The sequence below is a fragment of the Azonexus sp. IMCC34842 genome, from assembly GCF_050368855.1.
Taxonomy (GTDB): Bacteria; Pseudomonadota; Gammaproteobacteria; order Burkholderiales; family Rhodocyclaceae; genus Azonexus; species Azonexus denitrificans_A.
Genome location: NZ_CP178449.1, coordinates 1,407,099 through 1,432,717 on the forward strand (window position 1 = coordinate 1,407,099; position 25,619 = coordinate 1,432,717).

At 56.8% G+C, this 25,619-nt stretch carries 41 protein-coding genes; 31 read left to right on the plus strand and 10 right to left on the minus strand.

All coding sequences use genetic code 11. The features are described 5' to 3' along the window. Positions 1-277: 277 nt before the first annotated feature. On the plus strand, positions 278-1,144 hold the full coding sequence (locus tag ACLIKD_RS06680) for a PA4780 family RIO1-like protein kinase (protein ID WP_428827677.1): 867 nt from the start codon (positions 278-280) through the stop codon (positions 1,142-1,144). A gap of 105 nt (positions 1,145-1,249) precedes the next feature. Beyond that, positions 1,250-2,017 carry a ZIP family metal transporter gene (locus ACLIKD_RS06685; protein WP_226419525.1) on the plus strand — a complete coding sequence of 256 codons (768 nt, stop codon included), beginning with the start codon at positions 1,250-1,252 and terminating at the stop codon, positions 2,015-2,017. Here the strand turns inward: ACLIKD_RS06685 and ACLIKD_RS06690 are convergent. Next, the gene (locus ACLIKD_RS06690; RefSeq protein WP_226419526.1) at positions 1,958-2,320 is read right to left on the minus strand and encodes a hypothetical protein; all 363 of its coding nucleotides are present in this window, start codon (positions 2,318-2,320) and stop codon (positions 1,958-1,960) included. The genes ACLIKD_RS06685 and ACLIKD_RS06690 overlap by 60 nt on opposite strands. On the opposite strand from ACLIKD_RS06690, the gene phaC reads away from it, so the two are divergent. The 19 genes from phaC (at position 2,274) to ACLIKD_RS06785 (ending at position 15,294) form a co-directional block, all read left to right on the plus strand. After that, complete coding sequence (gene phaC / locus ACLIKD_RS06695) at positions 2,274-4,004, plus strand: class I poly(R)-hydroxyalkanoic acid synthase (protein ID WP_428827678.1); 1,731 nt, start codon at positions 2,274-2,276, stop codon at positions 4,002-4,004. The genes ACLIKD_RS06690 and phaC overlap by 47 nt on opposite strands. 20 nt (positions 4,005-4,024) lie before the next feature. Further along, a complete protein-coding gene (phbB, locus tag ACLIKD_RS06700) occupies positions 4,025-4,765 on the plus strand; it encodes an acetoacetyl-CoA reductase (protein ID WP_226419528.1) in 741 nt (246 codons plus the stop codon). A gap of 46 nt (positions 4,766-4,811) precedes the next feature. After that, positions 4,812-5,555 carry an acetoacetyl-CoA reductase gene (gene phbB, locus ACLIKD_RS06705; protein ID WP_226419529.1) on the plus strand — a complete coding sequence of 248 codons (744 nt, stop codon included), beginning with the start codon at positions 4,812-4,814 and terminating at the stop codon, positions 5,553-5,555. Positions 5,556-5,796: 241 nt separating this feature from the next. Continuing rightward, positions 5,797-7,089 carry a tyrosine-type recombinase/integrase gene (locus ACLIKD_RS06710; protein WP_428827679.1) on the plus strand — a complete coding sequence of 431 codons (1,293 nt, stop codon included), beginning with the start codon at positions 5,797-5,799 and terminating at the stop codon, positions 7,087-7,089. A 33-nt stretch (positions 7,090-7,122) separates the two neighbouring features. Beyond that, the gene (locus tag ACLIKD_RS06715; RefSeq protein ID WP_428827680.1) at positions 7,123-7,761 is read left to right on the plus strand and encodes a hypothetical protein; all 639 of its coding nucleotides are present in this window, start codon (positions 7,123-7,125) and stop codon (positions 7,759-7,761) included. A gap of 130 nt (positions 7,762-7,891) precedes the next feature. Then, entirely contained in the window at positions 7,892-8,143 is a 252-nt protein-coding gene (locus ACLIKD_RS06720) for a hypothetical protein (RefSeq protein ID WP_428827681.1), read from the plus strand. A gap of 9 nt (positions 8,144-8,152) precedes the next feature. Continuing rightward, on the plus strand, positions 8,153-8,305 hold the full coding sequence (locus tag ACLIKD_RS06725) for a hypothetical protein (RefSeq protein WP_428827682.1): 153 nt from the start codon (positions 8,153-8,155) through the stop codon (positions 8,303-8,305). Next, entirely contained in the window at positions 8,302-9,072 is a 771-nt protein-coding gene (locus ACLIKD_RS06730; RefSeq protein ID WP_428827683.1) for a helix-turn-helix domain-containing protein, read from the plus strand. The genes ACLIKD_RS06725 and ACLIKD_RS06730 overlap by 4 nt, the downstream gene beginning before the upstream one ends. A gap of 2 nt (positions 9,073-9,074) precedes the next feature. Next, positions 9,075-9,605, plus strand: coding sequence for a hypothetical protein (locus ACLIKD_RS06735; protein ID WP_428827684.1), 531 nt, complete (start codon positions 9,075-9,077; stop codon positions 9,603-9,605). After that, complete coding sequence (locus ACLIKD_RS06740) at positions 9,602-10,534, plus strand: AAA family ATPase (protein ID WP_428827685.1); 933 nt, start codon at positions 9,602-9,604, stop codon at positions 10,532-10,534. The genes ACLIKD_RS06735 and ACLIKD_RS06740 overlap by 4 nt, the downstream gene beginning before the upstream one ends. A gap of 1 nt (position 10,535) precedes the next feature. Next, positions 10,536-10,829: a hypothetical protein gene (locus tag ACLIKD_RS06745; RefSeq protein WP_428827686.1), complete on the plus strand. Its 294-nt coding sequence runs from the start codon at positions 10,536-10,538 to the stop codon at positions 10,827-10,829. Further along, a complete protein-coding gene (locus ACLIKD_RS06750) occupies positions 10,826-11,638 on the plus strand; it encodes a helix-turn-helix domain-containing protein (RefSeq protein WP_428827687.1) in 813 nt (270 codons plus the stop codon). The genes ACLIKD_RS06745 and ACLIKD_RS06750 overlap by 4 nt, the downstream gene beginning before the upstream one ends. Then, positions 11,635-11,832, plus strand: coding sequence for a hypothetical protein (locus tag ACLIKD_RS06755; protein ID WP_428827688.1), 198 nt, complete (start codon positions 11,635-11,637; stop codon positions 11,830-11,832). The genes ACLIKD_RS06750 and ACLIKD_RS06755 overlap by 4 nt, the downstream gene beginning before the upstream one ends. Before the next feature lie 47 nt (positions 11,833-11,879). Beyond that, positions 11,880-12,278, plus strand: coding sequence for a hypothetical protein (locus ACLIKD_RS06760; protein ID WP_428827689.1), 399 nt, complete (start codon positions 11,880-11,882; stop codon positions 12,276-12,278). After that, entirely contained in the window at positions 12,275-13,102 is an 828-nt protein-coding gene (locus ACLIKD_RS06765; RefSeq protein WP_428827690.1) for a terminase small subunit, read from the plus strand. Before ACLIKD_RS06760 ends, ACLIKD_RS06765 begins: the two co-directional genes overlap by 4 nt. A 146-nt stretch (positions 13,103-13,248) precedes the next feature. After that, on the plus strand, positions 13,249-13,962 hold the full coding sequence (locus ACLIKD_RS06770) for a hypothetical protein (RefSeq protein WP_428827691.1): 714 nt from the start codon (positions 13,249-13,251) through the stop codon (positions 13,960-13,962). Then, positions 13,959-14,294, plus strand: a complete 336-nt coding sequence (locus ACLIKD_RS06775) for a hypothetical protein (protein ID WP_428827692.1) — start codon at positions 13,959-13,961, stop codon at positions 14,292-14,294. Before ACLIKD_RS06770 ends, ACLIKD_RS06775 begins: the two co-directional genes overlap by 4 nt. An 8-nt stretch (positions 14,295-14,302) precedes the next feature. Continuing rightward, the gene (locus ACLIKD_RS06780; RefSeq protein WP_428827693.1) at positions 14,303-15,085 is read left to right on the plus strand and encodes a hypothetical protein; all 783 of its coding nucleotides are present in this window, start codon (positions 14,303-14,305) and stop codon (positions 15,083-15,085) included. Positions 15,086-15,093: 8 nt separating this feature from the next. Beyond that, complete coding sequence (locus ACLIKD_RS06785; protein ID WP_428827694.1) at positions 15,094-15,294, plus strand: hypothetical protein; 201 nt, start codon at positions 15,094-15,096, stop codon at positions 15,292-15,294. A 222-nt stretch (positions 15,295-15,516) separates the two neighbouring features. On the opposite strand, the gene ACLIKD_RS06790 is transcribed toward ACLIKD_RS06785, so the two are convergent. The 7 genes from ACLIKD_RS06790 to ACLIKD_RS06820 form a co-directional block, all read right to left on the minus strand. Continuing rightward, positions 15,517-15,948 (minus strand): hypothetical protein, encoded by a 432-nt coding sequence (locus tag ACLIKD_RS06790; protein WP_428827695.1) that lies wholly within the window; start codon positions 15,946-15,948, stop codon positions 15,517-15,519. Further along, a complete protein-coding gene (locus ACLIKD_RS06795; RefSeq protein ID WP_428827696.1) occupies positions 15,945-16,478 on the minus strand; it encodes a hypothetical protein in 534 nt (177 codons plus the stop codon). The genes ACLIKD_RS06790 and ACLIKD_RS06795 overlap by 4 nt, the downstream gene beginning before the upstream one ends. Before the next feature lie 513 nt (positions 16,479-16,991). Beyond that, positions 16,992-17,378 (minus strand): DUF2513 domain-containing protein, encoded by a 387-nt coding sequence (locus ACLIKD_RS06800; protein WP_428827697.1) that lies wholly within the window; start codon positions 17,376-17,378, stop codon positions 16,992-16,994. A gap of 73 nt (positions 17,379-17,451) precedes the next feature. Continuing rightward, positions 17,452-18,030 carry a hypothetical protein gene (locus ACLIKD_RS06805; RefSeq protein WP_428827698.1) on the minus strand — a complete coding sequence of 193 codons (579 nt, stop codon included), beginning with the start codon at positions 18,028-18,030 and terminating at the stop codon, positions 17,452-17,454. A gap of 52 nt (positions 18,031-18,082) precedes the next feature. Beyond that, complete coding sequence (locus ACLIKD_RS06810; protein ID WP_428827699.1) at positions 18,083-18,364, minus strand: integration host factor subunit beta; 282 nt, start codon at positions 18,362-18,364, stop codon at positions 18,083-18,085. Next, positions 18,361-18,714, minus strand: coding sequence for a hypothetical protein (locus ACLIKD_RS06815; RefSeq protein WP_428827700.1), 354 nt, complete (start codon positions 18,712-18,714; stop codon positions 18,361-18,363). Before ACLIKD_RS06815 ends, ACLIKD_RS06810 begins: the two co-directional genes overlap by 4 nt. A gap of 2 nt (positions 18,715-18,716) precedes the next feature. Beyond that, positions 18,717-18,917 (minus strand): hypothetical protein, encoded by a 201-nt coding sequence (locus ACLIKD_RS06820; RefSeq protein WP_428827701.1) that lies wholly within the window; start codon positions 18,915-18,917, stop codon positions 18,717-18,719. A gap of 125 nt (positions 18,918-19,042) precedes the next feature. Between ACLIKD_RS06820 and ACLIKD_RS06825 the strand changes: the two genes are divergently transcribed. The 8 genes from ACLIKD_RS06825 to ACLIKD_RS06860 all read left to right on the plus strand — a co-directional run bounded on the left by ACLIKD_RS06825 (position 19,043) and on the right by ACLIKD_RS06860 (position 22,453). Beyond that, the gene (locus ACLIKD_RS06825; protein WP_428827702.1) at positions 19,043-19,411 is read left to right on the plus strand and encodes a hypothetical protein; all 369 of its coding nucleotides are present in this window, start codon (positions 19,043-19,045) and stop codon (positions 19,409-19,411) included. A gap of 14 nt (positions 19,412-19,425) precedes the next feature. Then, positions 19,426-19,911: a hypothetical protein gene (locus ACLIKD_RS06830; protein WP_428827703.1), complete on the plus strand. Its 486-nt coding sequence runs from the start codon at positions 19,426-19,428 to the stop codon at positions 19,909-19,911. Beyond that, positions 19,908-20,264 carry a hypothetical protein gene (locus ACLIKD_RS06835; protein ID WP_428827704.1) on the plus strand — a complete coding sequence of 119 codons (357 nt, stop codon included), beginning with the start codon at positions 19,908-19,910 and terminating at the stop codon, positions 20,262-20,264. The genes ACLIKD_RS06830 and ACLIKD_RS06835 overlap by 4 nt, the downstream gene beginning before the upstream one ends. Continuing rightward, complete coding sequence (locus tag ACLIKD_RS06840; protein ID WP_428827705.1) at positions 20,261-20,551, plus strand: hypothetical protein; 291 nt, start codon at positions 20,261-20,263, stop codon at positions 20,549-20,551. The genes ACLIKD_RS06835 and ACLIKD_RS06840 overlap by 4 nt, the downstream gene beginning before the upstream one ends. Positions 20,552-20,583: 32 nt before the next feature. Next, complete coding sequence (locus tag ACLIKD_RS06845; RefSeq protein ID WP_428827706.1) at positions 20,584-20,781, plus strand: DUF7706 family protein; 198 nt, start codon at positions 20,584-20,586, stop codon at positions 20,779-20,781. Positions 20,782-20,813: 32 nt separating this feature from the next. Further along, positions 20,814-21,071, plus strand: a complete 258-nt coding sequence (locus tag ACLIKD_RS06850) for a hypothetical protein (RefSeq protein ID WP_428827707.1) — start codon at positions 20,814-20,816, stop codon at positions 21,069-21,071. Positions 21,072-21,247: 176 nt separating this feature from the next. Further along, the gene (locus ACLIKD_RS06855; protein WP_428827708.1) at positions 21,248-21,580 is read left to right on the plus strand and encodes a hypothetical protein; all 333 of its coding nucleotides are present in this window, start codon (positions 21,248-21,250) and stop codon (positions 21,578-21,580) included. A gap of 309 nt (positions 21,581-21,889) precedes the next feature. Next, positions 21,890-22,453, plus strand: coding sequence for a hypothetical protein (locus tag ACLIKD_RS06860; RefSeq protein WP_428827709.1), 564 nt, complete (start codon positions 21,890-21,892; stop codon positions 22,451-22,453). Between the two features lie 8 nt (positions 22,454-22,461). Here the strand turns inward: ACLIKD_RS06860 and ACLIKD_RS06865 are convergent, their stop codons facing one another. Continuing rightward, complete coding sequence (locus ACLIKD_RS06865; RefSeq protein ID WP_428827710.1) at positions 22,462-23,112, minus strand: N-acetyltransferase family protein; 651 nt, start codon at positions 23,110-23,112, stop codon at positions 22,462-22,464. Positions 23,113-23,195: 83 nt separating this feature from the next. On the opposite strand from ACLIKD_RS06865, the gene ACLIKD_RS06870 reads away from it, so the two are divergent. Both ACLIKD_RS06870 and ACLIKD_RS06875 read left to right on the plus strand, forming a co-directional pair. Continuing rightward, positions 23,196-23,492, plus strand: a complete 297-nt coding sequence (locus ACLIKD_RS06870) for a YHYH domain-containing protein (RefSeq protein ID WP_428827711.1) — start codon at positions 23,196-23,198, stop codon at positions 23,490-23,492. Between the two features lie 24 nt (positions 23,493-23,516). Beyond that, positions 23,517-24,311, plus strand: a complete 795-nt coding sequence (locus tag ACLIKD_RS06875; protein WP_428827712.1) for a hypothetical protein — start codon at positions 23,517-23,519, stop codon at positions 24,309-24,311. Between the two features lie 269 nt (positions 24,312-24,580). Here ACLIKD_RS06875 and ACLIKD_RS06880 read toward each other — a convergent pair whose 3' ends face one another. Beyond that, positions 24,581-25,609 carry a hypothetical protein gene (locus ACLIKD_RS06880; protein ID WP_428827713.1) on the minus strand — a complete coding sequence of 343 codons (1,029 nt, stop codon included), beginning with the start codon at positions 25,607-25,609 and terminating at the stop codon, positions 24,581-24,583. Positions 25,610-25,619: the final 10 nt, after the last annotated feature.

A 25,619-nucleotide genomic window follows, 5' to 3' on the forward strand; every position in this document is an offset into this window, starting at 1 on the left:
CGGATGGCAAATTGCGGCAGAGATTTGTCGGCGGGGCGAAAGGCAATCCGGAGCGACGACCGCGCTTAGCGTGTACACTCAGCAGTGGCTTCGTACTGGGAGGAACTTGCGTTCTTGGCACTTGGAGCATTTTGCAGGCGTCAAATGTCATTTTTCGCTACTTTCACCGTACCAGGCAGGATCTATCGATGCACCCAATAAAACTCGTTGCGACCCCAAAAATTGCCAAGCTGTTCACATTGGCGCGCGCCTCCTGTATTGATTTCGGGTATCGCCGATGAAAACCCCGAGCCGAATAGCGCCCCTGGTTACCGACGGTCTGGTTGACAAGGTTCTCCGCCAGTTGATGAGCGGCAAGGAAGCCATGGTCTACGTCGTTCAGTGCGGTGACGAAATACGCTGTGCCAAGGTCTATAAGGAAGCCAACAAGCGGAGTTTCCGGCAGGCGGTCGATTACACCGAGGGGCGCAAGATCAAGAACAGCCGGCAGGCGCGGGCGATGGAAAAGGGTTCGCGCTACGGGCGCAAGGAACAGGAGGCCGCCTGGCAGCACGCCGAAGTCGATGCGCTGTATCGGCTTGCCGCAGCCGGTGTGCGCGTGCCAACGCCATACAATTTCCACGAAGGCGTGCTGCTGATGGAACTGGTAGCCGACGAAGACGGTGAGCCGGCGCCGCGCCTCAACGACGTGGTGCTGAGCGACGAAGTCGCCCGGCAATTTCATGCCATCCTGCTGCGCCAGGTCGTGCGCATGCTCTGCGCCGGCATCGTGCACGGCGATCTCTCCGAATACAACGTACTGGTCGATAGCGAGGGGCCGGTCATCATCGATCTGCCGCAGGCGATCGATGCTGCAGCCAACAACAACGCCAGCCGGATGCTCGAGCGTGACGTCGATAACCTCGCGGCCTATTTTGGCCAGTTTGCTCCCGAACTGCTGACGACCAGCTATGGCAAGGAAATCTGGTCGCTCTACGAAACCGGCAAACTCCACCCGGAGAGCGAACTGACCGGTGCTTTCGAGCCGGAAGAGACGTTGGCCGACCTCAACGAGGTGATGCAAATTATCGATGCGGCGAGCGATGAGGATGCGGCCCGTCGGGCGCGCAAGGAAGCCGCCAGGCTCGGGGATCTATCCGGCTGACCGACGGCACACATGCCGATGTGGATTGCCCAAGGCCGGTTGCTCATTCAGCCAAATGGCAGCAGCGGCGTATAATCCGCGCCTTTCCTCCGTAGCAGATTCCTTGTGAGCACTCTTTCCTGGATCATCGCCGTTTCTCTGGCCGGTGGCGCGCTCAGCGTCGTTGCCGCCGCAGGGTTGAGCATGGCTATCGGCGTACACCGCATCAATGTGCTGATTTCCTATGCGATCGGGGCCTTGCTCGGTGCTGCTTTCCTTGAAATCCTGCCGCATGCGCTGGAACATGGCGACCCGCGCTGGATGACGGGAACCGTGCTGTTCGGCATCATGGTTTTCTTTGTGCTGGAAAAATTGGTTCTGTGGCGGCATTGTCACCACGATCATTGTGAGGCACATGAGGCTCACGCGCCGGCCCATGATCACGGGCGTTCCGGCCTGATGATCCTGGTTGGCGACACCTTTCACAATTTTGTCGATGGCATCCTGATTGCCGCAGCCTTCCTGCAAAGCACGGAGGCCGGCATGGTTACCGCGCTGGCCATCATTGCCCATGAAATTCCGCAGGAAGTCGGCGATTACCTGATCCTGCTCCATTCCGGTTACAGCAAAATCCGGGCTTTGGCGTTCAACCTGCTTTCCAGCCTGGCAACCCTGGTTGGCGCGATGCTCGCCTACTTCGCGCTCTCCGAGATGCAGGAATGGATTCCGACGCTGCTTGGACTGGCGGCGGCGAGCATGATCTATGTTGCCGTGGCCGACCTGATTCCCGGACTGCACAAACGAACGGAACTGCGGGCGACCATCCAGCAGGTCTTACTTATCGGCCTCGGGATCGCTTCGATCGCCATCGTTCAGTCGCTCGTTGGCGAGTGACTCCCGATAGGCGCGGCGCTGCCGCCGGACCTTGCTGCCGCTGATCCAGAGCAGCAGCCCGCAAGGCAGCAATCCGTAGAAGAAAAATGAAATGATGCCGGCAATGACGCTGGGCTCGTTGGCAGCAACGAGCACCGTGACGTAAAGCCAGCCGATAGCGATGATGTACATGCCGTAATTATGCATTGACAGCGCCGAAGGCGGTATGCAGAATCCAAAAGCTATAACCCCGACAACAACAGAGACGAGTCTTCCCATGGCGCAGGGATCGAACAATAACGACGCATTTTTGGGTTCTGCCATGCAATTCATGCAGGCCGGGCAAGACATGGCTCAGCAGTTCATGGAGTTTCTCGGCAAGACCAGTGGCGCGTCTGGCGCAGAGCCTCTCCCGGCGGCCGACCCGCAAGCGCTGACCGCGCTGCAAAAGCAGTTCATGGATCAGCAAATGTCTCTTTGGCAGGCCATGCTCGCCAAACAGCAGGGCCAGGAACAAAGCTTCAAGGTCTCTCCGGAGCCGGGGGATCGCCGCTTCTCAGCGCCGGAATGGCGCGATAGCCCGATTTACGATTATCTGCATCAGGCTTATCTGCTCAATACTCAATACCTCAAGCAAGTCGTCGAGGTGATTCCGGCCGACGACGACAAGGCCAAGAACAAGATGCGCTTTCTGGCTAGGCAGGTAGCCGATGCCATGGCCCCGTCGAATTTTGCCGCGACCAATCCCGAGTTCATCCAGCGGGCGCTGGAAACCAAGGGGCAGAGCATTACCGACGGCATCAACAATCTGATCGCCGATTTCGAGAAAGGCCGTATCTCGATGACCGACGAGTCGGTATTCGTCGTCGGTCAGAATATCGCGACGACCGAAGGGGCTGTCGTCTTCGAAAACGAGCTGATGCAGCTCATCCAGTACAAGCCGCTGACTCCCAAGGTCGGGACGCGCCCGCTGTTGGTGGTGCCGCCCTGTATCAACAAGTTCTATGTGATGGACCTGCAACCGGAGAATTCACTGATCCGCTTCATGGTTGAGCAGGGCAACACGGTTTTCCTTGTCTCCTGGCGCAATCCGAAGGAAGAGCAGGGCAATCTGCGGTGGGATGATTACCTTGAGCATGGCCCGATTGCTGCGCTGCATGTCATCCGGGAAGTCTGCAAGGTCAAGCAGGTCAATGCCCTTGGTTTTTGTGTCGGCGGGACGATCTTGACGTCGGCGCTGGCGGTGTTGAAGGAGCGTGGCGAGGACATCGTTTCATCGCTGACGTTGCTGACGACCTTGCTCGATTTTTCGGATACCGGCGAAATCGGCCTGTTCATCGACGAAAAAGGCCTGGCTGCCCGCGAAGCATCGATCGGCAACGGTGGCCTGCTGCCGGCGCGCGATCTGCAAAACACCTTCTCGATGCTGCGTGCCAATGATCTGGTCTGGAACTACGTTGCCGGCAACTATCTGAAGGGGCAGAAGCCGCAGGCTTTCGATCTGCTTTACTGGAACTCGGACTCGACCAATCTGCCAGGGCCGTTCGCCTGCTGGTACATGCGTAACCTGTATCTCGACAACAGCCTGCGTGTCCCGGGCAAGCTCCAGATGTGCGGGCAGCAAGTCGATCTCGGCAAGCTGGACATGCCGGTCTATCTGCTGGCAACGCGCGAAGATCATATCGTTCCCTGGCTGTCAGCTTACGAGAGCACGCGGATCCTCGGTGGCAAGACGCGCTTCGTGCTGGGTGCGTCAGGGCACATTGCCGGGGTGGTCAACCCGGCCAGCAAGAACAAGCGCAGCTATTGGGTCAACGATGACGTGAAAGCGGACGCTGATGGGTGGTTGGCCGCGGCCGAGGAGAAAAAAGGTAGCTGGTGGACCGACTGGGCGACCTGGATCAAGCCGTTGGCCGGTGACCTGCGGGCGCCGCGCAAGCTGGGCAATACCAAATACAAGCCGGTTGAACCGGCGCCGGGGCGCTACGTCAAGGAACGCGCCGTTTAATACTTCTGGGGGAGGGACGAATGTTGCGAGTCGCACTGGTAACCGGAGGGATGGGCGGTCTTGGCGAAGCCGTCTGCATCAAGCTTGCTGCACTGGGGTTCAAGGTGGTAACCACCTATTCTCCAGGTAACGCCAAGGTTCAGGACTGGCTGAAGACGATGAACAACATGGGGTACGGCTTCAAGGCCTACCCGTGCGATGTGACGGATTTCGACTCGGCGCATCAGTGCGTCGAGACGGTTACCAGGGAAGTCGGCCCGGTTGATGTGCTGGTCAACAACGCGGGTATCACGCGCGACATGACCTTCAAGAAAATGACCAAGGCCGACTGGGATGCGGTGATCCATACCAATCTCGATTCGGTATTCAACATGACCAAGCAGGTGCTCGATGGCATGACCGAGCGCAAATGGGGCCGCGTCATCAATGTGAGCTCGGTTAATGGCCAGAAGGGTGCCTTCGGCCAGACCAACTACTCGGCTGCGAAGGCCGGCATGCATGGTTTCACCAAAGCGCTGGCGCTGGAAGTGGCCAAGCAGGGCGTCACGGTCAACACTATTTCGCCGGGCTATATCGGTACCAAGATGGTCACCGCCATCCCGCAAGAAATTCTCGATTCAAAAATTCTGCCGCAGATTCCGGTCAATCGACTGGGAAAACCGGAGGAAATTGCCGGATTGGTGGCTTATCTCGCTTCCGACGAAGCGGCATTCGTTACTGGCGCCAATATTTCCATCAACGGCGGTCAGCACATGTACTAACTTTCGTATTTTTACCCTGCTCTAATTCAACAAGGAAGGAAAAACTATGACTCAACGTGTTGCTCTCGTTACTGGTGCCCTCGGTGGCCTCGGAACCGCAATCGCCCAACAACTCTCCCTGGCTGGCCACAAGGTTGTCGCTGCCTATCACCCGGAGTTCGACAAGCCGGATGAGTGGGTGAAGGAACAGGCTGCTGCCGGTTTCAAGGATTTCATCCTGGTCGCCGGTGATGTCTCCGATCTGGAGTCCAGCGCCAAGATGGTTGCCGAAGCTGAAGCCAAGGCCGGCCCGATCGATATCCTGGTGAACAATGCCGGTATTACTCGCGACCGCATGTTCGCCAAGTTGGAAAAAGATGGCTGGGATGCCGTTATCAATACCAACCTGACCAGCCTGTTTAACGTTACCAAGCAGGTTTCTGCCAAGATGGCCGAACGTGGCTGGGGTCGCATCATCAATATCGCCTCGGTCAATGGCGTCAAGGGTCAGGCCGGTCAGACCAACTATTCCGCAGCCAAAGCCGGCGTGATCGGCTTCTCCAAAGCGCTGGCCGCCGAACTGGCAACCAAAGGCGTAACGGTTAACGTCATCGCTCCGGGCTATGTTGCGACCAAGATGGTTACCGCCATTCGTGAAGACATCCTGAAGACCATCGTCGACTCCGTGCCGATGAAGCGTCTGGCCAAGCCGGAAGAAATCGGCTTCGCTTGCGCCTTCCTGGCGAACGAACTGTCCGGTTTCACCACTGGCGCGACGCTGAACATCAACGGCGGTCTGTACTACCAGTAACCGTAAATTGATGGTTTTCCATGTGTCGCCATAAGACGCCTGAACCAAGAAAAAGCCCTGTAAATCAGGGCTTTTTTATTGCCTATACGTTGCCATAAGACGCCATGCTGCGCATAATTGGCGTGTACCTCAGTGAGTAGCCTGGGTGTGTACCTCGCTCAAAAGCTACTCAAAATCTCGTAATCAGGCTTACTGCAATGGATTCCGCGATTTGCTTGAGGGGTTCCGGAGTACACTCGGCATGGCAGGCATTACTGACAAGGAAGTACGGGCACTGATCGCCAAGGCGCAGCGAGAGGGCAAGGCGCAATATCAGGTTGATGGCAGTGTGCCAGGGTTGACCATATCCGCGTCGAAGACCGGGCGAGCATCCTGGTACATCCGCTACCGTCTGGCCGGGAAGCAGAAGGAGAGAACCATCGGCCAATATCCGGCCTGGGGGGCTGCTGAGGCCCGCGATAAAGGGAAGGAGCTGCGCCGTGAAATTGATGGCGGTATTGATGTTGCGATCGAGAAGCAGCGCCAGAAGCAGGAGGCGTTACTAGCGATCACCGTCGACATGCTGGCTGCTGAGTATTTCCAGAAGGCAGAGAAGGGCATGACCTTGAAAACCGGCATGCGGCCGCACACCTTCAAACAGCGGAAATCGATCCACGAACGTTACGTCTCGCCGCTGATTGGGCGGTTCGAGGCTTCGACCATCACGCCCGCCCAGGTGGTCAATATCGTGAAGAAGGCAGAAGCGGGTGGAAAGACGCTTCCCGACATCACTCTGACCCATTGCAACCTGATTTTTGCCCATGGGATTGGTAATGGCGCCTGTACGTCAAATCCTTGCCGAGATTTGAAGCTGTCGGCCATTGTTGGCCCGCGGGAGCCGCCAAAGCAGCGCATTGCGATGGGGGCTGAAGAGCTTGGTGCGTTCCTCCGCGAACTGCACCGTATGCCGAGGCCATACGAATTGACCGTGCGACTCATGCTGCTGACAGGGGTGCGAATCAACACCATCGCCGAAGCGATGATCTGCGAATTCAAGCCCGATTTTGCGGTGTGGGAGGTGCCACACGAACGGCGCAAGAATCGCCGGCACACCACAGGGCCTTTCGTAATTCCCTTGCCTGCCCAGGCTGTGGAATGGGCCTGCGAACTGATTAAGCTGGCAGACACAAACGATTACCTCTTGCCGGTCAATCCGATCCGTGGTGCTGGTATCCGAAACCCTCTTTCGAAGCGCACGACGGTTGCGGGCTGGATTGACCGAGTCCGTGCAGAGTCCGGTGGAACCTGGCGGCGCATTACGCCGCACGATCTGCGATCGACTTGCAAGACGTGGCTGTCCGAGTTGCGGGTCGACTATGAGACCCGCCAGCGCTACTTGGATCACTCACTGGATAGCACCGTCGACAACATCTATGACAAGGCCGATTACCGGGAGCACCGACTGGCCGCTGCCAAAAAGTGGCTGGCATTCCTGAATGACCTGGAGGCCGGAAAGGAGAGCGCGAATGTTTCGGATATTCGTTGTGTGGGCTGAGGTGGAATTGAGCGTCTTTATCGAGGGCTTGAGGTGACAAGCAAAGCGCGAATCGCGGCAATTAATGCCATTGCGGATGAGTTCCTGGTCTTTGTGAGGAGAGACAAGCTTCCGTCGCCAACGGAATTGGAGGCCCGCTACAACCGAGTCAAGGCTGCGGTTGAATCCTGCGATGGAGGACTTGATGGCTGGTCAGTCGCCAGTCTATTCTGCCTCCTCGAGGAAAAAGCCTGGAAGGAGATTGCTAATCTGGCCGCGCTTGCTCAGACAACAGAGCCGGATCGTCTGCGGAAATTTGAAGTTTCAGTAGCTCCGGTTAGCAGCGTCAAAGACGGGAAATTTGTTGTTGAGGCGCAATCGACTGAGCAACGTGAGCTACCGGAACGGCTGATCGCCAAAGCGGTGGCTTTGAAAAAACACAATCAACAGCAGGGCAAGGCTGAATCAGTAAATAGTGCTAGAGAGAAGACCGTTGCGGCGAAGAACGGTAAGGAGTTTTTTGAATGGACGAAACAAGATCATGTGAAGGATGCTCTCCCGAAGAACGTGAATTCAATTAAGGAAATTGCTGGATTCAAAACAACGTGGGGTAAAGACGACACAATCAAAAGGTGGTGGAAGGACGCTTTTCCGGACCATAAATTCAGTTCTGGGAGAGAAAAAAATTCATAGGACGCTGACAGAAACCCCTATTTTCTGTCACTAGACCGAATTTTATTAAAGGAGATCGGTTGGCAAGATGCCATCCATGCAAGCCATACGACGCACAACGGCGCCATGGCTAATTTTAGGAGCATGGATAATGGCTTTCGACCAATTTCGCGGGCGGGTACTCTCGCTCGATACTGTTTCAACTGACTCAGACATCAGCGTATCGCAATTGAATCGCTGGATCAGTGAGGGTCACATCAAGGTCGTCAAACTTGGATACCGCATGACCCGTATCGACGGCGATTCGCTGGCTGATTTCTTTACCAGCCGAATTTCTGCTCCGCGGCCCCCTCGCGGCAAGCGCATAAAGGCACACTCCAACGAACTAGCCAGTCAAGCTTGAGGGGCTCCTATGTCCCTCACTTCAGACGCCAGCAACTGGCAGCAGGCCTATCGCCTGGCCGAGAGCCTGCCCTTTCACTTTACCTGGCCGGCAAAGCGCCGCGCCATCAGCGAGTTTCTCCTGGCCCTGCGCCAGGCGCTGATCGCCGGGAGGGCGGAGTGAGTCTCGATGCGACCCGCTGGGTATGGCAGCAGCAAGGGCTGCGGCCACTGCACAAGCTTGTCATGCTGGCTCTCGCCGATATGGCCGGGTATGACAACACGGTTTGGCCTAGTCACGATGCGCTAATGAAATCAACCGGCGTAGATCGCAAGACAATCTGGCAGGCGATCAAGGTGCTTCGAGAAATAGGGCATCTGGTTGACACCGGAGATCGACGTGGGCGGACAGGGCAGATTCCGGTCTTTCGATTGGCAAGCATTCCAAAAACGGAAGGATTCCAAAAAGGGATTGATTCCGAAAACGGAACAGTTCCGTTGTTACCTGGAAAGGATTCCGAAAACGGAATAGTGAAGGATTCCGAAAACGGAATAGTGAAGGATTCCGAAAACGGAATAGTGAAGGATTCCGAAAACGGAATACGGAATCTAGAAGGTGAACCAACCAGTGAACCTACGTGCTCACCTTCGCCGAGCGAGTCGGTAGATGATGGCTTCGCCACTTTTTGGGAGCACTACCCAAAGAAGGTAGCCAAGCCTCAAGCCCTGAAGGGATGGAAGAAGATCAAGCCGGCCGGCCAGGTGCTTGCTGACCTGATGGCATCCTTGGATAAACAGAAGGTTTCTGCCGACTGGCTGAAGGATGGCGGCCAATTCATACCGCACCCCGCAAGCTGGCTCAATGGTCGCCGCTGGGAAGACGAGACACCGCAGGCTGCTGGCCAGACGGCAGCACCGGCCCGTAATCCAATCTTCGCGGGGGCTATCTGACCATGATCGCGCTTCCATACGGTGCCGCCGAGATTGTTGCCATGCGCAAGAATGGCAAGCGGCCAGCCGACCAGTTGCTGATTTCCTTTGTCGGGCCACTGCACGGCGAAACCAACCCTGTGGTCATTGCCAAGCCCTCACGCGGCTACGCCTGGCGCTTCGTGGTTGCGCTGCCGGTTCTAATCGTGGCAACCACCGACACGCCGCACCTCGCCGGCATCGTCCAGGCGATCGATACCGCAGCGCCTGCCGCCCTGTCGGTTTGGTTTGCCGATCAGCAGGACGGAGTCAACGTGCTGATCGATGGCTACCGCCCGCGAACAAAGACCGGTCGGCGGATGGGCGTAGTGCAGCGCACGACGCTTGCCGGCCTGGGGTCAGGCGACTCGGCAAGCAAATGCATGGAGCGGATTTCGGGCCAAGTTAAACGTCGGGCAATGGCGAATGCAGATCGCTTCGACGCCGCACTTGTCGAGATGGCTACCGCCGGCTTCCGTCGTCTTTTCGGCGCAGCCTGGGGAGCGACATCATGAACGTGATCGACGACAGCATCGACTTCGACGCCTACCTGCGTGGCCCGGATGAAGGCGCAGCGGTTCGCCCTGCATCCGATTGGCTGCATGACGTGGTTGCCGCGTTTGAGCGCCCGCACACCCAGACCGGCGCCAGCCTGCCATGGAGCAAAACCAGAGAGATTGTCCGGCTGCGCCGTGGCGAGCTTTCGATCTGGCCAGGGATGTCGGGGCACGGAAAATCAATGCTGATCGGCCAAGTGGCTTTGCACCTGATGGCACAGGGCGAAAAGCTCTGTATCGCCAGCATGGAAATGAAGCCGGCGGCGACGATGCAGCGGATGTGCCGCCAAGCATTCGGCACAAGCCAGCCAATGCACCGTGACATTGAGGATTTGCATAGATGGAGTGATGGCCGGCTGTGGCTCTACGACCAGCAAGGCCAAGTCAGCCCGGAGCGTGTTTTGGCGGTTGGGCGTTACTGCCATGAACAACTTGGCATCAACCACCTGATCGTGGACAACCTCCTATCCTGCGGCATCGCCGAAGACGGTTACGACGCGCAGAAGCAGTTTGTGCTGGCACTGGCCACCCATGCCCATGACACCGGCCAGGCCGTTCATCTGCTGGCGCACAGCCGAAAGGGGAAGGATGAACTGACCCCTCCGGGCAAGTTCGATGTGCGCGGCTCGGCTTCAATCACCGACCTTGCCGACAACGTCTTCAGCGTCTGGCGCAACCGCGGCAAGGAGTTGGCGATCGAGGAGGGTGACCACAGCAAGAACGGCGAAGCGGACGCGCTGCTGACCGTCTGCAAGCACCGCCACGGCGAATGGGAGGGGCGAATTCAACTCTGGTTCGATCGCCGTAGCCAGAGCTATCTGCAAACCGCCACCGAGCAACCGAAGGCGATGCGATTACTGGCCGACGATGACAAGGTGGAGTTCTGACATGGCAACAGTAACCCGCAAATTTCGTGATGACTTCGAGTGCTGGTCGGCAGACCGCATCGCAAAGGGCGAATTTACGCCGGCCGACATGGATGACTTCAAGGAGATGCTGCGCCGCGACCTGGCGCCGGGCCCCGATCAACTGCGCGCTGGTTACACGGTGATCGTTGCCGCAGGCGTCGAGATACCGGCGGCCATCGATGACCACGAAGAGCGCTACCGCCATTGGGCCGACTACTTTGCTCTCGAGGCAGAGGCCATTCAACAACTCACCAACACCCAGAGGACCCGATGAGACCATTTCAACCAACTCAAACGCTTATCGCCGCTGCCATCAGCAACGGCCCCTGGCCGGCCTGGGCGCCGCGGCCGGAGAGTCCACAGCCGACGCCGGAGGGTTGCAATCCGGCGATTGCCGACTTCGGCTGCGGACTCCCCACCGTCGAAGAGGCCCGCCAAGCGCCGAAGGTGCCGGGATCGCGCCCGGGACAGGCTACGCCTGATGGCGATGATCAGGATGACTCGGTCGCCGCCCAAGTTCGGCTGATCAAGACCATTGGCGCCCGGATGCGCGAGGCTCGCGAAGAGCTAGCAGGCCTCAGCCAGCAGCAGGCCGCCGCGCTTTTGGGCTACAAAAACAGTTCGAAATTGGCGAAGATTGAGGGTGCGACTGACACGCGGTCTGTTCCACTTCAAACGATCGTGCGCGCTGCAGCGATTTATCAGGTCAGCATCGATTTTTTGTTCGGGAGCAGCGACGACTGGGAGCGAGATCCTCGCCTTCTCCGCGAGCGGCAGGCAGGGAGATGGTTTTTCGAGCACCTCGATCAGGCGCGAACCCGCGACGCGCTCGCATTTGCTGAGCTTCGCAACAAGGTCGAGGCCGTTTCGGCGCTGATTCCCAAGCTGGCCGATGGTGCCGAGCAGGCCAAGGCCGCATTCGAGCGCTTCCAAGACATCAATCCGTCATATAACGATTTGATCGGCGGAGCCCGGCTGCAGGCAAGTATTCAAACGCTTGACGAGGCCGGCCGCCAGGCCAGGCTGGCGCTCCGCCGGCTGCATCTCGATCTGTCCGGCAACACAGCGGAGGTCCGGCCATGACCGGCAACGGGGCGCTGATGGCCCGAGTTCGGGCAGCCGCCGATCTGATTCGCGCAAAACGCTGCCTTGCCGCCCCGTTGCCGGCGCTGGAGCGGCTGCGGACCGTCGGTCAGATCAGCAGCATTCGTCAGCAACTCAATCCCGACCGCCCGGCTGTCCCATTCCCAACCCAAAAACCTGAAGGATCATTATGAACACCAAACCAGCACCCAGCATGCCAACTCACCCTTGTCACGGGTGCATGAACTGGGAGAAAGTCGCGGGTGAATACACCTGTGTGAATTGTTGCTCGTGGGAAGGCGAGGCACCTGAAGCCTTGCCGTGCCATGTCACGCAGGAGGAACATGACCGCGCAGAGGGCGAAGTCAAAGTGTTGATAAAACAAGGCGCTCAAAAACTGTTGGACCTTTACCGCGCATTCCCGGGAGAGCGGAGGGTCCTGATCGCGGAGACGCGGGCCGTCAGTGCGATGCTCTGCTGTGACGTACAGAGCGCTTCGATCAACGTCATGGTTGCCTCTCACTTGCTCGCCGCGCAGATGGCCGACACACGGCCACCAACCAGGCCTAAAACCAAGGCCAAGCCTAAGGCGGTTGGCTCCCGTAATCTGACCCTCGTTTCCACCAGGAACGCAAAATGAGCAAGCAGAAAGCAGAAGCAGCACTGGCGGAGAGGGTCTCGGCGATCGATCGGCTGCCGAAGCGGTGGGCAGTATTTGCCCGCGAGTACTTGATAGATTTCAATGGCGCTGCAGCTGCCGTCCGGGCTGGCTACGCCGAGCGAGGCGCTAAGGTTCAGGCCAGCAGGATGCTAACCAACACTAACCTTCAGACCGCGATTCGCGAGTTGGTTGATGCCAGAGCAAATCGCCTCGAGATAGACGGCGACGAGATTGTCAGACGCTGGCACGCCATTCTGAATGCCGACCCGAACGAACTCACCCAGTACAGGCGGTTGTGCTGTCGGCACTGCTGGGGTGAAGGTTTCCAGTACCAACGCACCCCGGCCGAATACGGCAAGGCGAAATTGAGGCATGCCGAGCAGAGAGCAGAAACCTTGTTCAAATCCGATCAGAAGGTCGATATCGGCGAATTTGCCGAGGTGCCGGGCAACTGGTTCGACAAGCGCCGAGACCCGAACCCAATCTGTCCGGAATGCCATGGCGACGGAGTAGGAGAACCATTTTTCCTCGACACGCGGAAGCTATCTCCGGCTGCCTTGGCACTCTTCGCTGGAGTGAAGGAAACCCGGGATGGATTGGAAATCATGATGGCCAGCCGCGAGCGGGCCGCCGAAAACCTTGCGCGGGCTCTGGGCCTGTTCAAGGACAAGGAGGCCGAGGTGAATATCCACCTGCCCGCAGGCGAGGAGCTTGCGAGACTCTTCGAGGAGAAGATGGCGAAGTCCCGGGCCCGGCAGGAGCAGGTCATGGCCGAGCGCGGCATCAAGCCCGATGGGGGCTGACCGGTACCCGGATACTGGGCATCGATCGCAAGCCGGCCACGTGCCGGCTTCGTCATTTCGAACCCGGAAAACGGGGCCGGTCTTGGCTGGATGGCAGCGGCAACATGGTGGCTCCAAAACCCAAAAACATAGCAAGGAGCTTCACCATGGATTCCAGCACTCTGCATTTTCTTCCCGTCGCCAACGGCGGCGAAACCCCCATCACCGATGAGCTTCATAGCGCCATCTGCTTGGCGCACGCGGATAACGCGGTCCGATCGCTAGCCGGAAAGCTGGCATTCCGCCTGCAGGAACTGACGCGCAAAGCAGCCTATGCCCATTACGTCCAGCAGGCAGTCGATGCCGCCGGCCTGGATGGCGAAATCTCTAAAATCATCGCAAACCTCGAAGACGAGTACGCCAGTCTGTCGGCAGAATTGGCGGCCTGGAATGACTCGGCAAAGGTCGCTGAGCGCCGGGCAAAGGAGCGCTCCGCCCAGATTGCCCCGATGATCCGCCGGGCCAACAACAAAATGATCGTCTGCGAGAATGAGATTCTGCGACTGAAAATGCTGCTCAATGAAGCCAGACGACCTGGCGGCATGCGGCCCTCGGAAAAACTCAGGGCGTACCAGTCTGCAGGGCTTAGCTCCGAGCAAATCGAAAAGCTCGGAGACGCAGGCCTGACGCCAATTTCGATCGAGCAGGCAGAGTGGGACATCATGGTGATTGAAGGCGAGTTGCAGCGCCTCAATGACTTCGTGCGCGACCCGCTGCATCAGCTATCTCGTCTCCAAGGCATGGAACTCACTGAAGCCGACGACTACAACCCAGGCCGGTACGTGCCGCCGGTCATGAGGCAATTCGGGGACGCAGCATGAGCGCCGTTACCAACCTCTGCGGCCTGCCACTCGGCCAGACCGATGAGCCGACGCCCGACCTGGTGGCCGCCGTCGCATCGGCGCTGGCCGATCCAGACCTAGTCGCACTGGCAAATCAAGTGGCCAGCACGTACGTAGAGATAATGCTCTGTGTCGGTTCTCGCCACCATCTCCAGCACGCCGTGATGATCGGCCTCGCCAATGGCGAGCCGCCGGCCGCGGTGCTGCAGCGTGCGCTCGCCAACGCCCGGGCCGAGATCGAGAACGCAAACCGGGAACTGGTTTTGTCTGCCAGCCGCCTGACGTCGCATCTCAACTTCAGCCGCCAATAGGCGCCACCATGGCGGCGCCAAGCAACGAAAGAACCATCCTGAAGTCGCTTTGGGATGGACTTAATCCAAACCTGATCGCGAAGTTCTACGAGGTGGATCGCAAGGGAGCGCCGATCGGCAATGTCGAGGTGCATGCGCCGCTGACGGATGCCAATCTTGAGATGACGTTTTCCTGGAACAGCCCGTTCGAGAATGCTGGTGCCGAATCGAAGGCGCCAGCCGTTTTGCAACTTCTCCAATCCCGATTGATCTCAGAGTTACTCGACGAACTGGCCCCGAACGACGGCTCTGCGATCGACAAGGGGCTGAAGAACTTGTCAGGAGCGGTGAAGAACATAGAAGGCCGGGCCGGGATCAGTAAGCTGAACTCGACTCAGGTCTTTGTCGGCATGCCGCCGGTGAAAATCCCGGTCACGGCCTTGTTCAGGGCCTGGCGAGACCCAGTGCAAGAGGTCGAAGACCCGATCGATCAACTGACGAACTGGGCGTTGCCGGTCAAGTTGGCCGACGATGGGACGATGGCAACCCGCGCGATCAAGGCGGCACAAGGTAAGCAAGGGGCCGTCGACGTTTTATTGCCGTCGCAGGTGCCAACCATGATCGCGATGCTCTACAAGGGGCGGACCTACGGGCCGCTGGTCATCGAAAGCATTGGCCAGCCTATATCGGCGCCGATCGACTTCCTTGGTAACTATGTCTCGATGGCGATTCCGATGACACTCTGTTCGCTGACCGCGATCGACCGAGAAGACTGGAAGTCCATGAAAAACTACTTCAGCCCGGACCCATAAGAAACCCGATGCACACCAAAACCACCCAAGTCCATGAGCACGAGGCTGAGATCGAGCTAAACCGCTTGCGCCAGCTGATTAGCACGCTGTCGCTGCTCACCGCCATCGGCGGCCGGAAGCACCCGGACATTGATGCCTTGGAAGCAAGAGTTCGGTTCCTCGAAGCCGAGTTGAATCCGCAGTGCGAAAACCACGGGGGAAGAGCATGACTCTAAAACATGACGCCGCCGGCTTCCTGATCGGCTACCCTCTGGTGATCGAGGTCGATGGCGTCTTTACGGAGCCGAGGCAGTAATCCTGTTTCCGGGGCTTGGTTACTTTCTTTATCATGCAGAGCCCAATGGCCAAAGGGAAGGGGAGCAATCGCAGCCTTCACCGAGAAGCCGTTGAGGCGCCAAATTGCCTGGCAGGAACCTTGAGAGGCGTATGGTTCATGATGCTGCCCTGTCGGGTTTCTCCGTTGCGACCCTCGCGGCGTTATGGATGATGTCAAACAGTTCAATGGCTACCTGTCGTGCATCATTGATGTGTAGGTTTCCAAACGAGACTACGCCAGGTCCGACACCGAGCGATGTATCTTTCGACCGATACCTGTCGTAAATGGCCTCGGCACGAGCCTTAATGTCGGCATGCATAGAAAACAACGGCTTATCCATGCTCGTTGGGTAGCTGATGTAATCCCATTGAACGGTCGCGAGGTTTGACCGCGCTTTAACGGTGACAAACGGAATCCGTTCTCGCCGACATGTTTCAAACCACTGGTTTTCCTTCTCGAATCCTTTGTCTTTTCTGGTGATTTCAACAAATTTTTCCATGTCGGTCCTCGGCTGCGCCGGAATTGTCGTTTGATTGAAGAAATTCATTCGCCTTCAACTGCCGTCAGACAAGAAAACTGGCTTCTGATTGTTGATACATCGAAATAGAAGGCGTCCAGCAGATTAATTGCCTTTTCGACCTCCTTCAGTTGTCCTGGATCGCTCGGAGGCTGGCGCTTCAGCGAACACCCGCAGGAGTGTAGCCAATCCTGCAATGCACCTATGGTAGTCAGCGAAACACCTGCTGAGCGCAATTGCCCAGGGGTGATATTTGACAAATACGACGGGGTAAGTTGATCCGCTGATTTCAGCTTCAATTTCCCGACAAGCGCATGAATCGTGTTGTTGGGAAGCGTTGATTTCTCAGCCTCGGTTGGCTCGCCGACCGCTTTCAAATAGGTATCGGGGTTTGCACGAATATCGTGAACATCCGGCGGTAAGCCTGCCTTCCTGCAGTAACGCCATAGAAGTTGGCTAGCCCTCGTGCCGCTAACCCCGATTGACTCGCCGGCTGCTTTAAGGGTGCTACCCTTTGCAACGGAGCGGACAATTGCAGCTCCACGGATGTCGTTTTCCAATTCAGTTCTCCTTGGACATAGAAGTTGTGCAACGGGAGAGCGAATCGTAGCGGAGAAAGGCCTCAAGATAGCGAGGTCCTGTTCATAAGAAAAATGGGGCGAACACCGTAGATCCGGTATCGGCCTCCGGAGCGGGATCCGCAGCAGTTCTTTGGATAGATACTTGGCGTGGGCCAGTGCGATCTGCCAGTGAGCGAAGGTTCCGCCGCCTTTGCCGCGCTTCGTTTTGTAAATAGTCGTTGCACGACTATTTAGATTTTCAGCCACGAATTCGATGAAGTCGGCTCCGGCCTCGCGCGCCCAGTCGCCAGGGTTACGCTTTCCACCAATGAAAACGGGCCTGCCGAAGCAAGCCCGCATATCTCGATGGGTGGGAACCAGAGGATTCCGCACAGCCGAAGCGCTGTACCCGGACCTTCCTGCCAACTCCCAGCCGAGCCGTCAGCGGGGCATCAAGATGGCTCGAATGTAGGCGCCAGTCGCAGGGAAGTCAATCAGCCCGCCATCAGCTGATTACAGCTTTACCCCAGTGTATTCTTCGACCTGCTTTTTGATGAATCCCTTGGCCAGGTCCTTCAGAATATCAACGGTAAAGCCACCGGCAGCCTCGGCACCTTTCTTGGTTTTTGCCCAGACCTCGGGGTTACGGACAGAGTCAAGGAAGTCATGACCAGACCAAGTCAGTGCTCTGAATATGAATCCTTCCATGGCGCCCCTGCCTGGCTCGATCAGGCCGGCTTCAGTTAGCAGCCTTGCGTGATACTGAATCTCTTCCGGGCTATAGCCTGGCACCTGAACCTCATCGTCATCTGGCATGAAGTGCATGATCGCACCGGGGCGCAAATCAAGTGCCTCAAGCTTCAGCATCAACCCCCGAATCAGATCCATATCACGTCGCATTGCTCACCCCTCCTTCAGCGCGTCCCGATCGATCATCTCGCCAGACAATCGTCCCCTCTTTGACCATGAAAAATCAGCAGTCAGTTGTAATTTGCTTGCCGCTCATCTGCGCACGATCTTTCTCGATTTGAGTCTTTTTTTGCTCCAGATATTTCCTTGGATAGTAATCATCATCGCTGGCGAATGGTAGCCCAGCGTAAGAACGAAGCTGTGAAGCCACATTGAGAGCGAATAATCCTAGAGTCGCATATTGCAATTGGCGCTCTTCGTACCACTCCGAGTAATCCGGCGGGCCTGCAACGTGCTCATATACCCCTGAAATTGTTTCGTCTGCTTGTTCTATTTTGAATGGCAGATCCAGTACTTCGAACATCAGTCCATCTGGTAAAGCTTTCCACTCGACATCAAACGCCTCTGGCTTGAAGTCTGGAGTCGATGTCCTCGGTATGTAGCAACCGTCACCATCTACCTCGCCATGGTCACCAACTACGTTTGCACAACTGCCGGCAAATTTGAGCAATTCGCAAGAGACCTTAATGCTCAGAAATGTCGCGTCTTTTTTAGCTCTCCGGTGTTGAAACCACCATTCCTTTGCAATCGTCAGAAACGACCCGACCACAACCCCAATTAGCCCAAACACAGCAGATTCCATATTGACCTCATTCCAAATTGCGGACGTAACGACAGATAGCTACTGTGGACAGTCACCCAACATCGACCCGTTCTCGCATTTCCTTGCCGGGCTTGAAGTGGGGCGTCCATTTCCCCGGGACGCTTACCGTCTCGCCGCTCTTGGGATTCCTGCCGATGCGGGGCGGCCGGTAAGCCAGGCTGAAGCTGCCGAAGCCGCGGATCTCGACGCGGTCCCCATTGGTCAAAGTACTGGCCAGTGCCGAGAGGATCTCCTTCACGGCGATGTCGGTATCCTGAAGTGTCAATTGCGGGAAGCGCTGGGCCAGCGCTGCAACAAGATCGGACCGCGTCATTTTGGCGCAGCGTCCTTCTGCAATTCGTCTTTGATCTCTTCCCCGGGCGCCGGCGTGCCACACTTCTTCTTGCCCTTGGCCGCTTCTTGCTTGGCACCCAAGTCAAACGGGGATGGTGGTGGCGACGACCATACCTTTAGGTGGCCCTGCCCAATCATTAAATTTCGGTAGCTCTCGATGGTAACGTTCCATACAACCGCAGCGACATCAGGACCGGCGTCGATGATGTTGCCTTCGGCATCAATGATCGCCAGCTTTGCCGGCTTCCCATCAGGCGTGGTTACGCTCAGGCCTTCGTAGCTAATCCCCTTGATCGTGCTGCTGATTTGGTTGTGCTGGATCTTGAACATGATTACTCCTTCAGAACTGAGCGGTTGATCTCGAACCCCTCGCGTACCACCTGGCCGCAGCAGGGGCACTGTTCCTTGCCTTGCTGGCGCTTGAGCGCAACGTAGAGCGTGCTGGCAGCTATCCCCGCCTTCTTTGCGGCGGCATAGGGTGTCATTCCTTCTGCAACAAACTGTATGGCTTGCTGGGTTTTCGACTTTTCCATTGTGCTGATGCTCAAGTTTTTGATTGGCAGAGTGTAGCAGTAGGAGCTATTGCTTGACTACGTGTATAGCGGTAGCTACTATGCACTACAGCAATACCCCGCAACCACTCGAAAGGAGCTACACCATGGCCCAAACTCGCCAAGCCGTATCGCGTCATCGCATCAGCACGCAACCCATCACAGCACTCAATCCGCAATTTCCCGGCAGGGTCATTCCCTTGTCCAGCGTCCCGCGCCTTCGGCCGGGCGCCGTCTGCGTCATCCACAGCCTTGTCAAATGCCACATGAACAACGGCGTCCGCGTCGTCATCATCGAACAGTCCGGCGAGGACGAATGGCTGTGCGAATCGCTCGACCGCCCGCTGGTCGTCCATAACGACAAAGGAGAGATCTACCGGGACCGTAGCCTACGGTCAAACATTATCGGCTCCCGCCTCTATCGCATCCCGGCGGAGGCCGGCCCCGTCATTTCGCAGCGTATCGGAGTGCTTTGACCATGAACGAACGAATGAAACTCAACCCGGCGGAAGCGGCCGCTGCCGGTGAGGCCGATGCCCGGTCTCTCATGGCGGAAATACTGACGGCTGAGGAAGGCGACAACCACGGGGAGCTGATGAGCGACGCGATGGCCGAAATCATCGGCCTGGCCGTCGAGAACCGGATCGAGGAATGCATGGCTCGCCTCGCGGCTTTCTGCGGAATCACCGGCGCATTGCTGTATCGGTCGGCCAAGATTATCCCGCTCTCGGAGGAGAGCGTCCGACTCCTGCGCGAATCGGATGCTCGCTGTAGCGATGCGATGCTGCGCAGCTCCGATCAGGACCGGGTCATTCTTGCCGCCATCTCCGCCTGCAGCTACGTGGCGACAGGCCGGATCGTCGCGGCCCACCAGAAAGACGATGACGCCGCGGTCACACTGGCTGAGTTGCAATTGGCCGTCGACGCCCTGGATATCGAACAGAAATTCACCGAAACCGAAGGAGGTGAGCTATGAGCGCCAAAAGCAAGGCCGAGCAACCCAAGGAGGCCGGGCGCCGGCCGGATCTGGACCCGCTGGCGGTGGCCGATATCGAGTCCGGCATAAGCTCGCTCAACGTGCTTGTGGAATACATCGAAGGCGAGCAGCGGCAAGCCATGATCGATGATGACCAAGTCCTTTTCCTGACGCTGACGGCGATCCTGGCCATGGCGCAGAAGGCCGGGGCCACCATCGAACGCGGCTATGGCATTGCCATTGGCGACGGTGTTGGCAATGGCGCCGGCCTGATCGGCAACGCCGATGCCTGGATGACTGACCCGACTGACCGCAAGCGCCGCCACGAGCTCAGGAAGGGGGCTGCAGCATGAACGAGACTGTGCGGAAAAGTACTGGTGCCGGCCGGGCCAAAGCCCCGGTCCTGCAGCTTGTGCCGCGTGGATCCAATCCCGATCTTCTTCACAGACAGGATGCCGGAGACGCTCTGCGCGAACTGGCCAGGCAGGCTGATGCGGGCGAGCTTTCCGGATTCGCTTACGTCGCCATCCGGCCGACGAGCAAGCCAACTATCGGGATTGTAGGCGCAGCTGCTCACGACTTGGGTACCACGGTGCTCTGGCTTCACCGCCTGATTATCGAGCTTCTCAAGCGTGGCTGATTGCCACACCACACATCGAAGGGAGCACAGACATGGGCATCCATCATTCGATTCAACTCGTTGCCGAGCTCAGTAATCAGGAGGCGGAGGGCTACGCCCAGTTCCTGAAGCGGGTAGGGTTCAGCGATTATCGGAACAATGCGGCCGATCAGGACGAGGCGTACCGCATGCTCGCAGCCGGTGAGAAGATCCGAGCTGCCCTAGCCGAGGCTGGGTACGCGCCGCGGTGAGAGCGGTTGCCAACACTAAAAGGAGATCAATCATGATTGGGCAAATCAAAACCGGAACGCTGGCTAAAGCAGACATCAGTGCAGTCATCCACCAGGGGCTGCGCGTCAAGACGGCTGATGGGAAGCCGGCCCGGCTAGCCATCATTGATGAAAGCGGGACCATCATTGAAGCTGGAGATCAGGTGGCACGTGAGGCGTTCAATGTCTCGATCGCAAGCTACAAGAATTTCTTGATAGGAAATGGGCATCTTCGAGTCACCAATCACGCCCCCGAAGAACAAGCGAAATAACTCCGTAGAAACAGCGACAGGCAGCCTTGGCCGGTAATTGATAAGCGCCGCGCTGAAGGCGGCCGCTCCATTCGAGCGTAGGGCACGCCCCCGCTTCGGCGGGGTTTTCGTTTCCGTTGGTCAAGGCATTAGAATCGCTATGTCATGGCGTTGGCAATCAGCTAGGGGAGAGAGAAATGGCATTCGTTTTCAGTGAGTACAGGCCCAATATTGCTACGCCTATGGCTTCTGGCGATAAAGAGATCCGGGACTGGCTGATGCGAGGGGCGGTCTTCGTTAAGACCAGCCAGGGGCATTGGTTCGCTTGGCGCGCTGACGACGCTGACCGTGTCATGGTGCTGCCTCTGAACCACCCGAAGGGCGAGCCCGGGTTCTGGATCGATAACCTGGAGTCCGATTTCACCCTCGAGAGTGCCATCGGGTATTTCGAGTCCGGCGAATTCGATGCAGACCCGCCGGGCGTGTTGAACCTCTTCATTGAGGATCCGGTGACAGGTGAGTGGAAGTGAACAGAAAGGAGCAATCGGGCATGGCTATTAACCCGCTCCTTCTTCGCACTAGCTGGATATGAGTCGTAAGGTATTCAATATAGTGCTGGCGCCACGCATTCGTGCGTAGAGACAGACAAGTGGGGCGTTGCCGTTGATCGACATGGACTCCACGAGTGGCTTGGTTTCTTTCCAGAAGAAAGTGCGGTCGATAAGCATCAGTCCACATTCGCCAGATATGCAACCGATGCTAGACTTTTGATGCGCTAATTTCGCGCGCCTTGTTACACAAGGCTTCCAACATTCAATCATGGATTAATGAACTAGGTTATGAAAAAAATAACTGCCTTACTGTTTTTCATCACAATTGCTTCGGGCTGCGCTAATCAACAATCCACATCAACCCAAAGTACCTCAACGACCAGTACATTAGGTGCCTGTGCCACCAACTTTGCAACAGAAGGGAGTTTTTTTACGGGAACTCGATATAGCACTTTTGAAGAGTTTCCGAAAAAGACCGTCACTGGCGCGTTTGACGCCTTGCTTCAAGCAGTTGCATCAAGCGGCTACCAAATTGTCAGCAGCAATAAAGAAGCTGGCTTGATTAGCGCAAATCAATCGGTGTCTTACGGTCAAGGCAAGACGGCGCCGATGAACTTTGTCATCAAAAAGACAACAGTACCGGGAGTGCGAGTCGATGTCGCGTTCAGTATGTCCGGCGGCGTTAGTGCATCAACCGAAAGCGCTCAACGAGAGTTCTGCAAGCTACTTGCTTCGGTGGCCCAAAGCCCAAATGAATCGGCCTCTGTTTCGAGTTCTAACGCTCCGGTTGCAACAAACAAAGCAAGCGACGCTCCAAAGTCGAAGAAGAAAAAAACAAGCAAGACTCAGTGACTAAAACGTTAGCCGGGCTCAACCCGGCTAACCGTTGGTCCATCCATCTCCACGCACGGTCTTGATTTCCAAGGTACGGGTTTTGCGTCCAGTTGGAAAGGGGTGCCACATAGGCGCCGGACGTTGTCGCGTAGCCATTCCAGATGGCGAATCAATGCATCACCTCCGTCTGTCCCAGCAGTCCAGTGAATACGACTGATGCCGATACAGGTTGGATGCATAACGACATCTGTGATCATTTGACGGCCTATTCCGTGGCGCCGGCAGGCCTCTCGGACATGGATGTATTCGAAATAGAGATCATCGTAGGTCACCCGGTAGTGAAGCATCCCGATCACCTCGATGGGGTCATCGGCGAGAGTTGCCAGGCAGAAATGTGATTCGGCATCAGCCGGTGAAAGCCATCGAATATGGCTCAGTGCTGCTGCTTCGAAGCGTAGGGCACCATGTGCCAAGTGGTGCTGCACAAGCTGCCACGAGACGCATTCAAGGCTGACGGGGAGGGTGGTGGTGGAAGAGCTTGCCATATGCTCAGGATAGCTCGGCACGAGGCAGGATTCACTGGACTCTGCTGCATACCGGCGTAATGCAGCAACGGGCAAATGACACATTGATGTTGTGAGTCGGTTTGCGGCAGCATGGCACATCAATATGTGCATTCACCATCCAGCAGGATAAAGATGCTATACAGTTGCCGCTAAGGTATAGCGTTGACCAGTACAAATAAGGTGGCAAGAAATTCATGAGAGTTCAACTGACGAAGATTGTGATCACATTCTTGCTCAGTGTTATCGCGGAGGGCGTGCTTGCTCACGGTGGAGGACTTGATGCAAATGGCTGCCATTTCCAACGCTCAACAGGGGAATATCACTGTCATCGTGGCAACTTCCAGCCGCCTCCTAAAGAGGTGAACCGGCAGCCCCAAGCCTCGCAGGGACCAAATAACTTGTATTCGTCTCAGGTCGATAACACCTGCTACACAGGGCCACGTGGAGGCCGATACCGGATTGTGAATGGCAAAAAGCGGTATGGCTGCTAGATCCTTTTCTTATCGCGATTGTACGTGACAGACAAAATCGGCAAAGCAACAAGTCCCGGATCATTCATCGATCGTGAAAGGATCTTTGAGAACGGAGTGGCGTTGGGCTATCGAATACTGTCGATAGTCTTGAGCTTGATATTCTTCTCGGCATATTCGAAAGGGATCTTCATCCTTTTCATGGGTAGCGAGGGGTTTTTCTCCTACGATTTGCTGACGAGCGGTGCGATCGGAATCGAGGTCTTTTTCTTTACGACGGAATTGATCTTGTTGTTCTTTGCAGTTGCGGTGCTTGGTGCCTTTATTCCAGTCTTGAAGTACCTGCTCTGCCGAGAATTCACCTCAACCGATGCTGCGATGCTCGCTGGCCTTCTTGTCGTGAATGGGTTTGTCTGGATAGGGCTAGGTCCAGTACTGGCAAGGGTGCGAGGTGACGACATAAACACTTGGCTTGTGCTGTTTGGGCTCACGTTAGTAATTTGTTTTCACTTGGCGATTCTTTTCTATCGGCCACCAAAGGATGGCCTCCGCAGCCTGTTGGCAGTGCTGCTCATCTTGCTTGGTTTAACTGCCGTTGCGCACAAGGAAATGGTGACCCTTTTGCAGTTTGGCCTGAAGCATTTCGGGGTGGGCGGTGAAATTGCAGTCATCCTCAATGCTAGGACTTCGGGGGGGGATCAAGATCTACGTGGCCGACTCATGTTTTTGTCTCCCGACCATGCGTATGTTGTCCTGAACGGGGAGAGCGAGCTATCGATAATTCCCAGATCAAGCATCGATACCATCAAGGTTCCTTCAAAAAATCATTCCTCAAAATAATGGTGTTAGCAAGGGAATCAATTCGCCAAATATAACAAAATTACAGAAAGCACTCACTCTTTTTTGGCACGTGAGCGCACCGATGTTTGGAAGACAGTCGCTTTTGGTGAGAGCTTGTCTGTCTGGCTGCCGGGCAGTCTGTTGTTCGGCCGAAGCTGACCTTCGACCTCTGATTAGACTCAGGCGGCAATGTGCCGCTTACCCTCCGGGCCATCCCGACTCATGATCATTTTCCGCGGACAAATAGGGTGTGCCGGAAGCAGCACACCTCAGTTGGGACGCACTGTCGCTAGGACGCCTAGCATTGAGCGTTCTGCTTGGCCCTTTTCCACCTGTTCTGCGATCTTCTCCTTCCCGAAGCCAAGAAAGCCGCCACCAACCGCCGCAGCAACAGCAACTGCAGGAATGGCAACACCGAGAAGCGGCGATAGACTCGGAAGCATAGCGGCTGCCGCCGCCATGGCCAGGCCCGATCCGCCACCAAAGTATGCCGCCATCTTCTTCGGCGCGTACTTGCGCTCGATGTCGCTCATTGCCTTTTGCTGCCGCTGGACCAATGACGCGAGGCCAAAGTTCAGCTCGCGCACCATAGCGTTTGTATCGATAGCCCCGCAGCCAGCGAGCTGTACAGTGTATTTGTTCAGCTCTTCACGGAGCCAGCGATGCTCGTTGTTTGCAATTAGCTCAGCGAGCATCTGGACCGGGATCGTCGCTAGCCAGGAGAGGCTGTCATCCTGAACGGCCCGAAGGGTCAGAAAGGCTTGCTCGGAAAGGATATTTTTTCGCAGCAGGTCTTCGGCGTTCGCCCGTGCGCACTTCTCAAAGTAATGCCACTGTACTCGCTGTGACAGCAAAGGCTGCGCGCCGAGTTCGGTGGCGTTCTCGAGCAGGTGATAGTGGGGACGTACCCGTTCGATAACGCCGTTAAGGATGAGAACACCGGTCGGCAGCGTCTTCATTCTGGTGAGTATCTCTTCGGAGCGCACGCCTTCGAGCGCCGCAATGTATGCTTTCACCGCCTCCGTGACTCCAAACCGCTGGTCGGGTTGTCCGCCGGGAGGGATGAAAAGCCCGTTTTCCAGCATTGCCAGCGCAAACCGTTCGCCATGCTTATTCGCATACTCGAACAGTTCGTCCACCGACTTAACAGTGCCATCACAGAGAGGGGCGACCATCCGTACCAACAGTTGCTCCATGCCATGCTTGGTGTGGGCGTCGTGCTCTTCGAGGCCTTCTTCGAAGCTCGGGAAGACAAACACCGCCGGAACGGGCAGTCCTGCGTCGACCAGCGGGTGCAACTGGAGGACG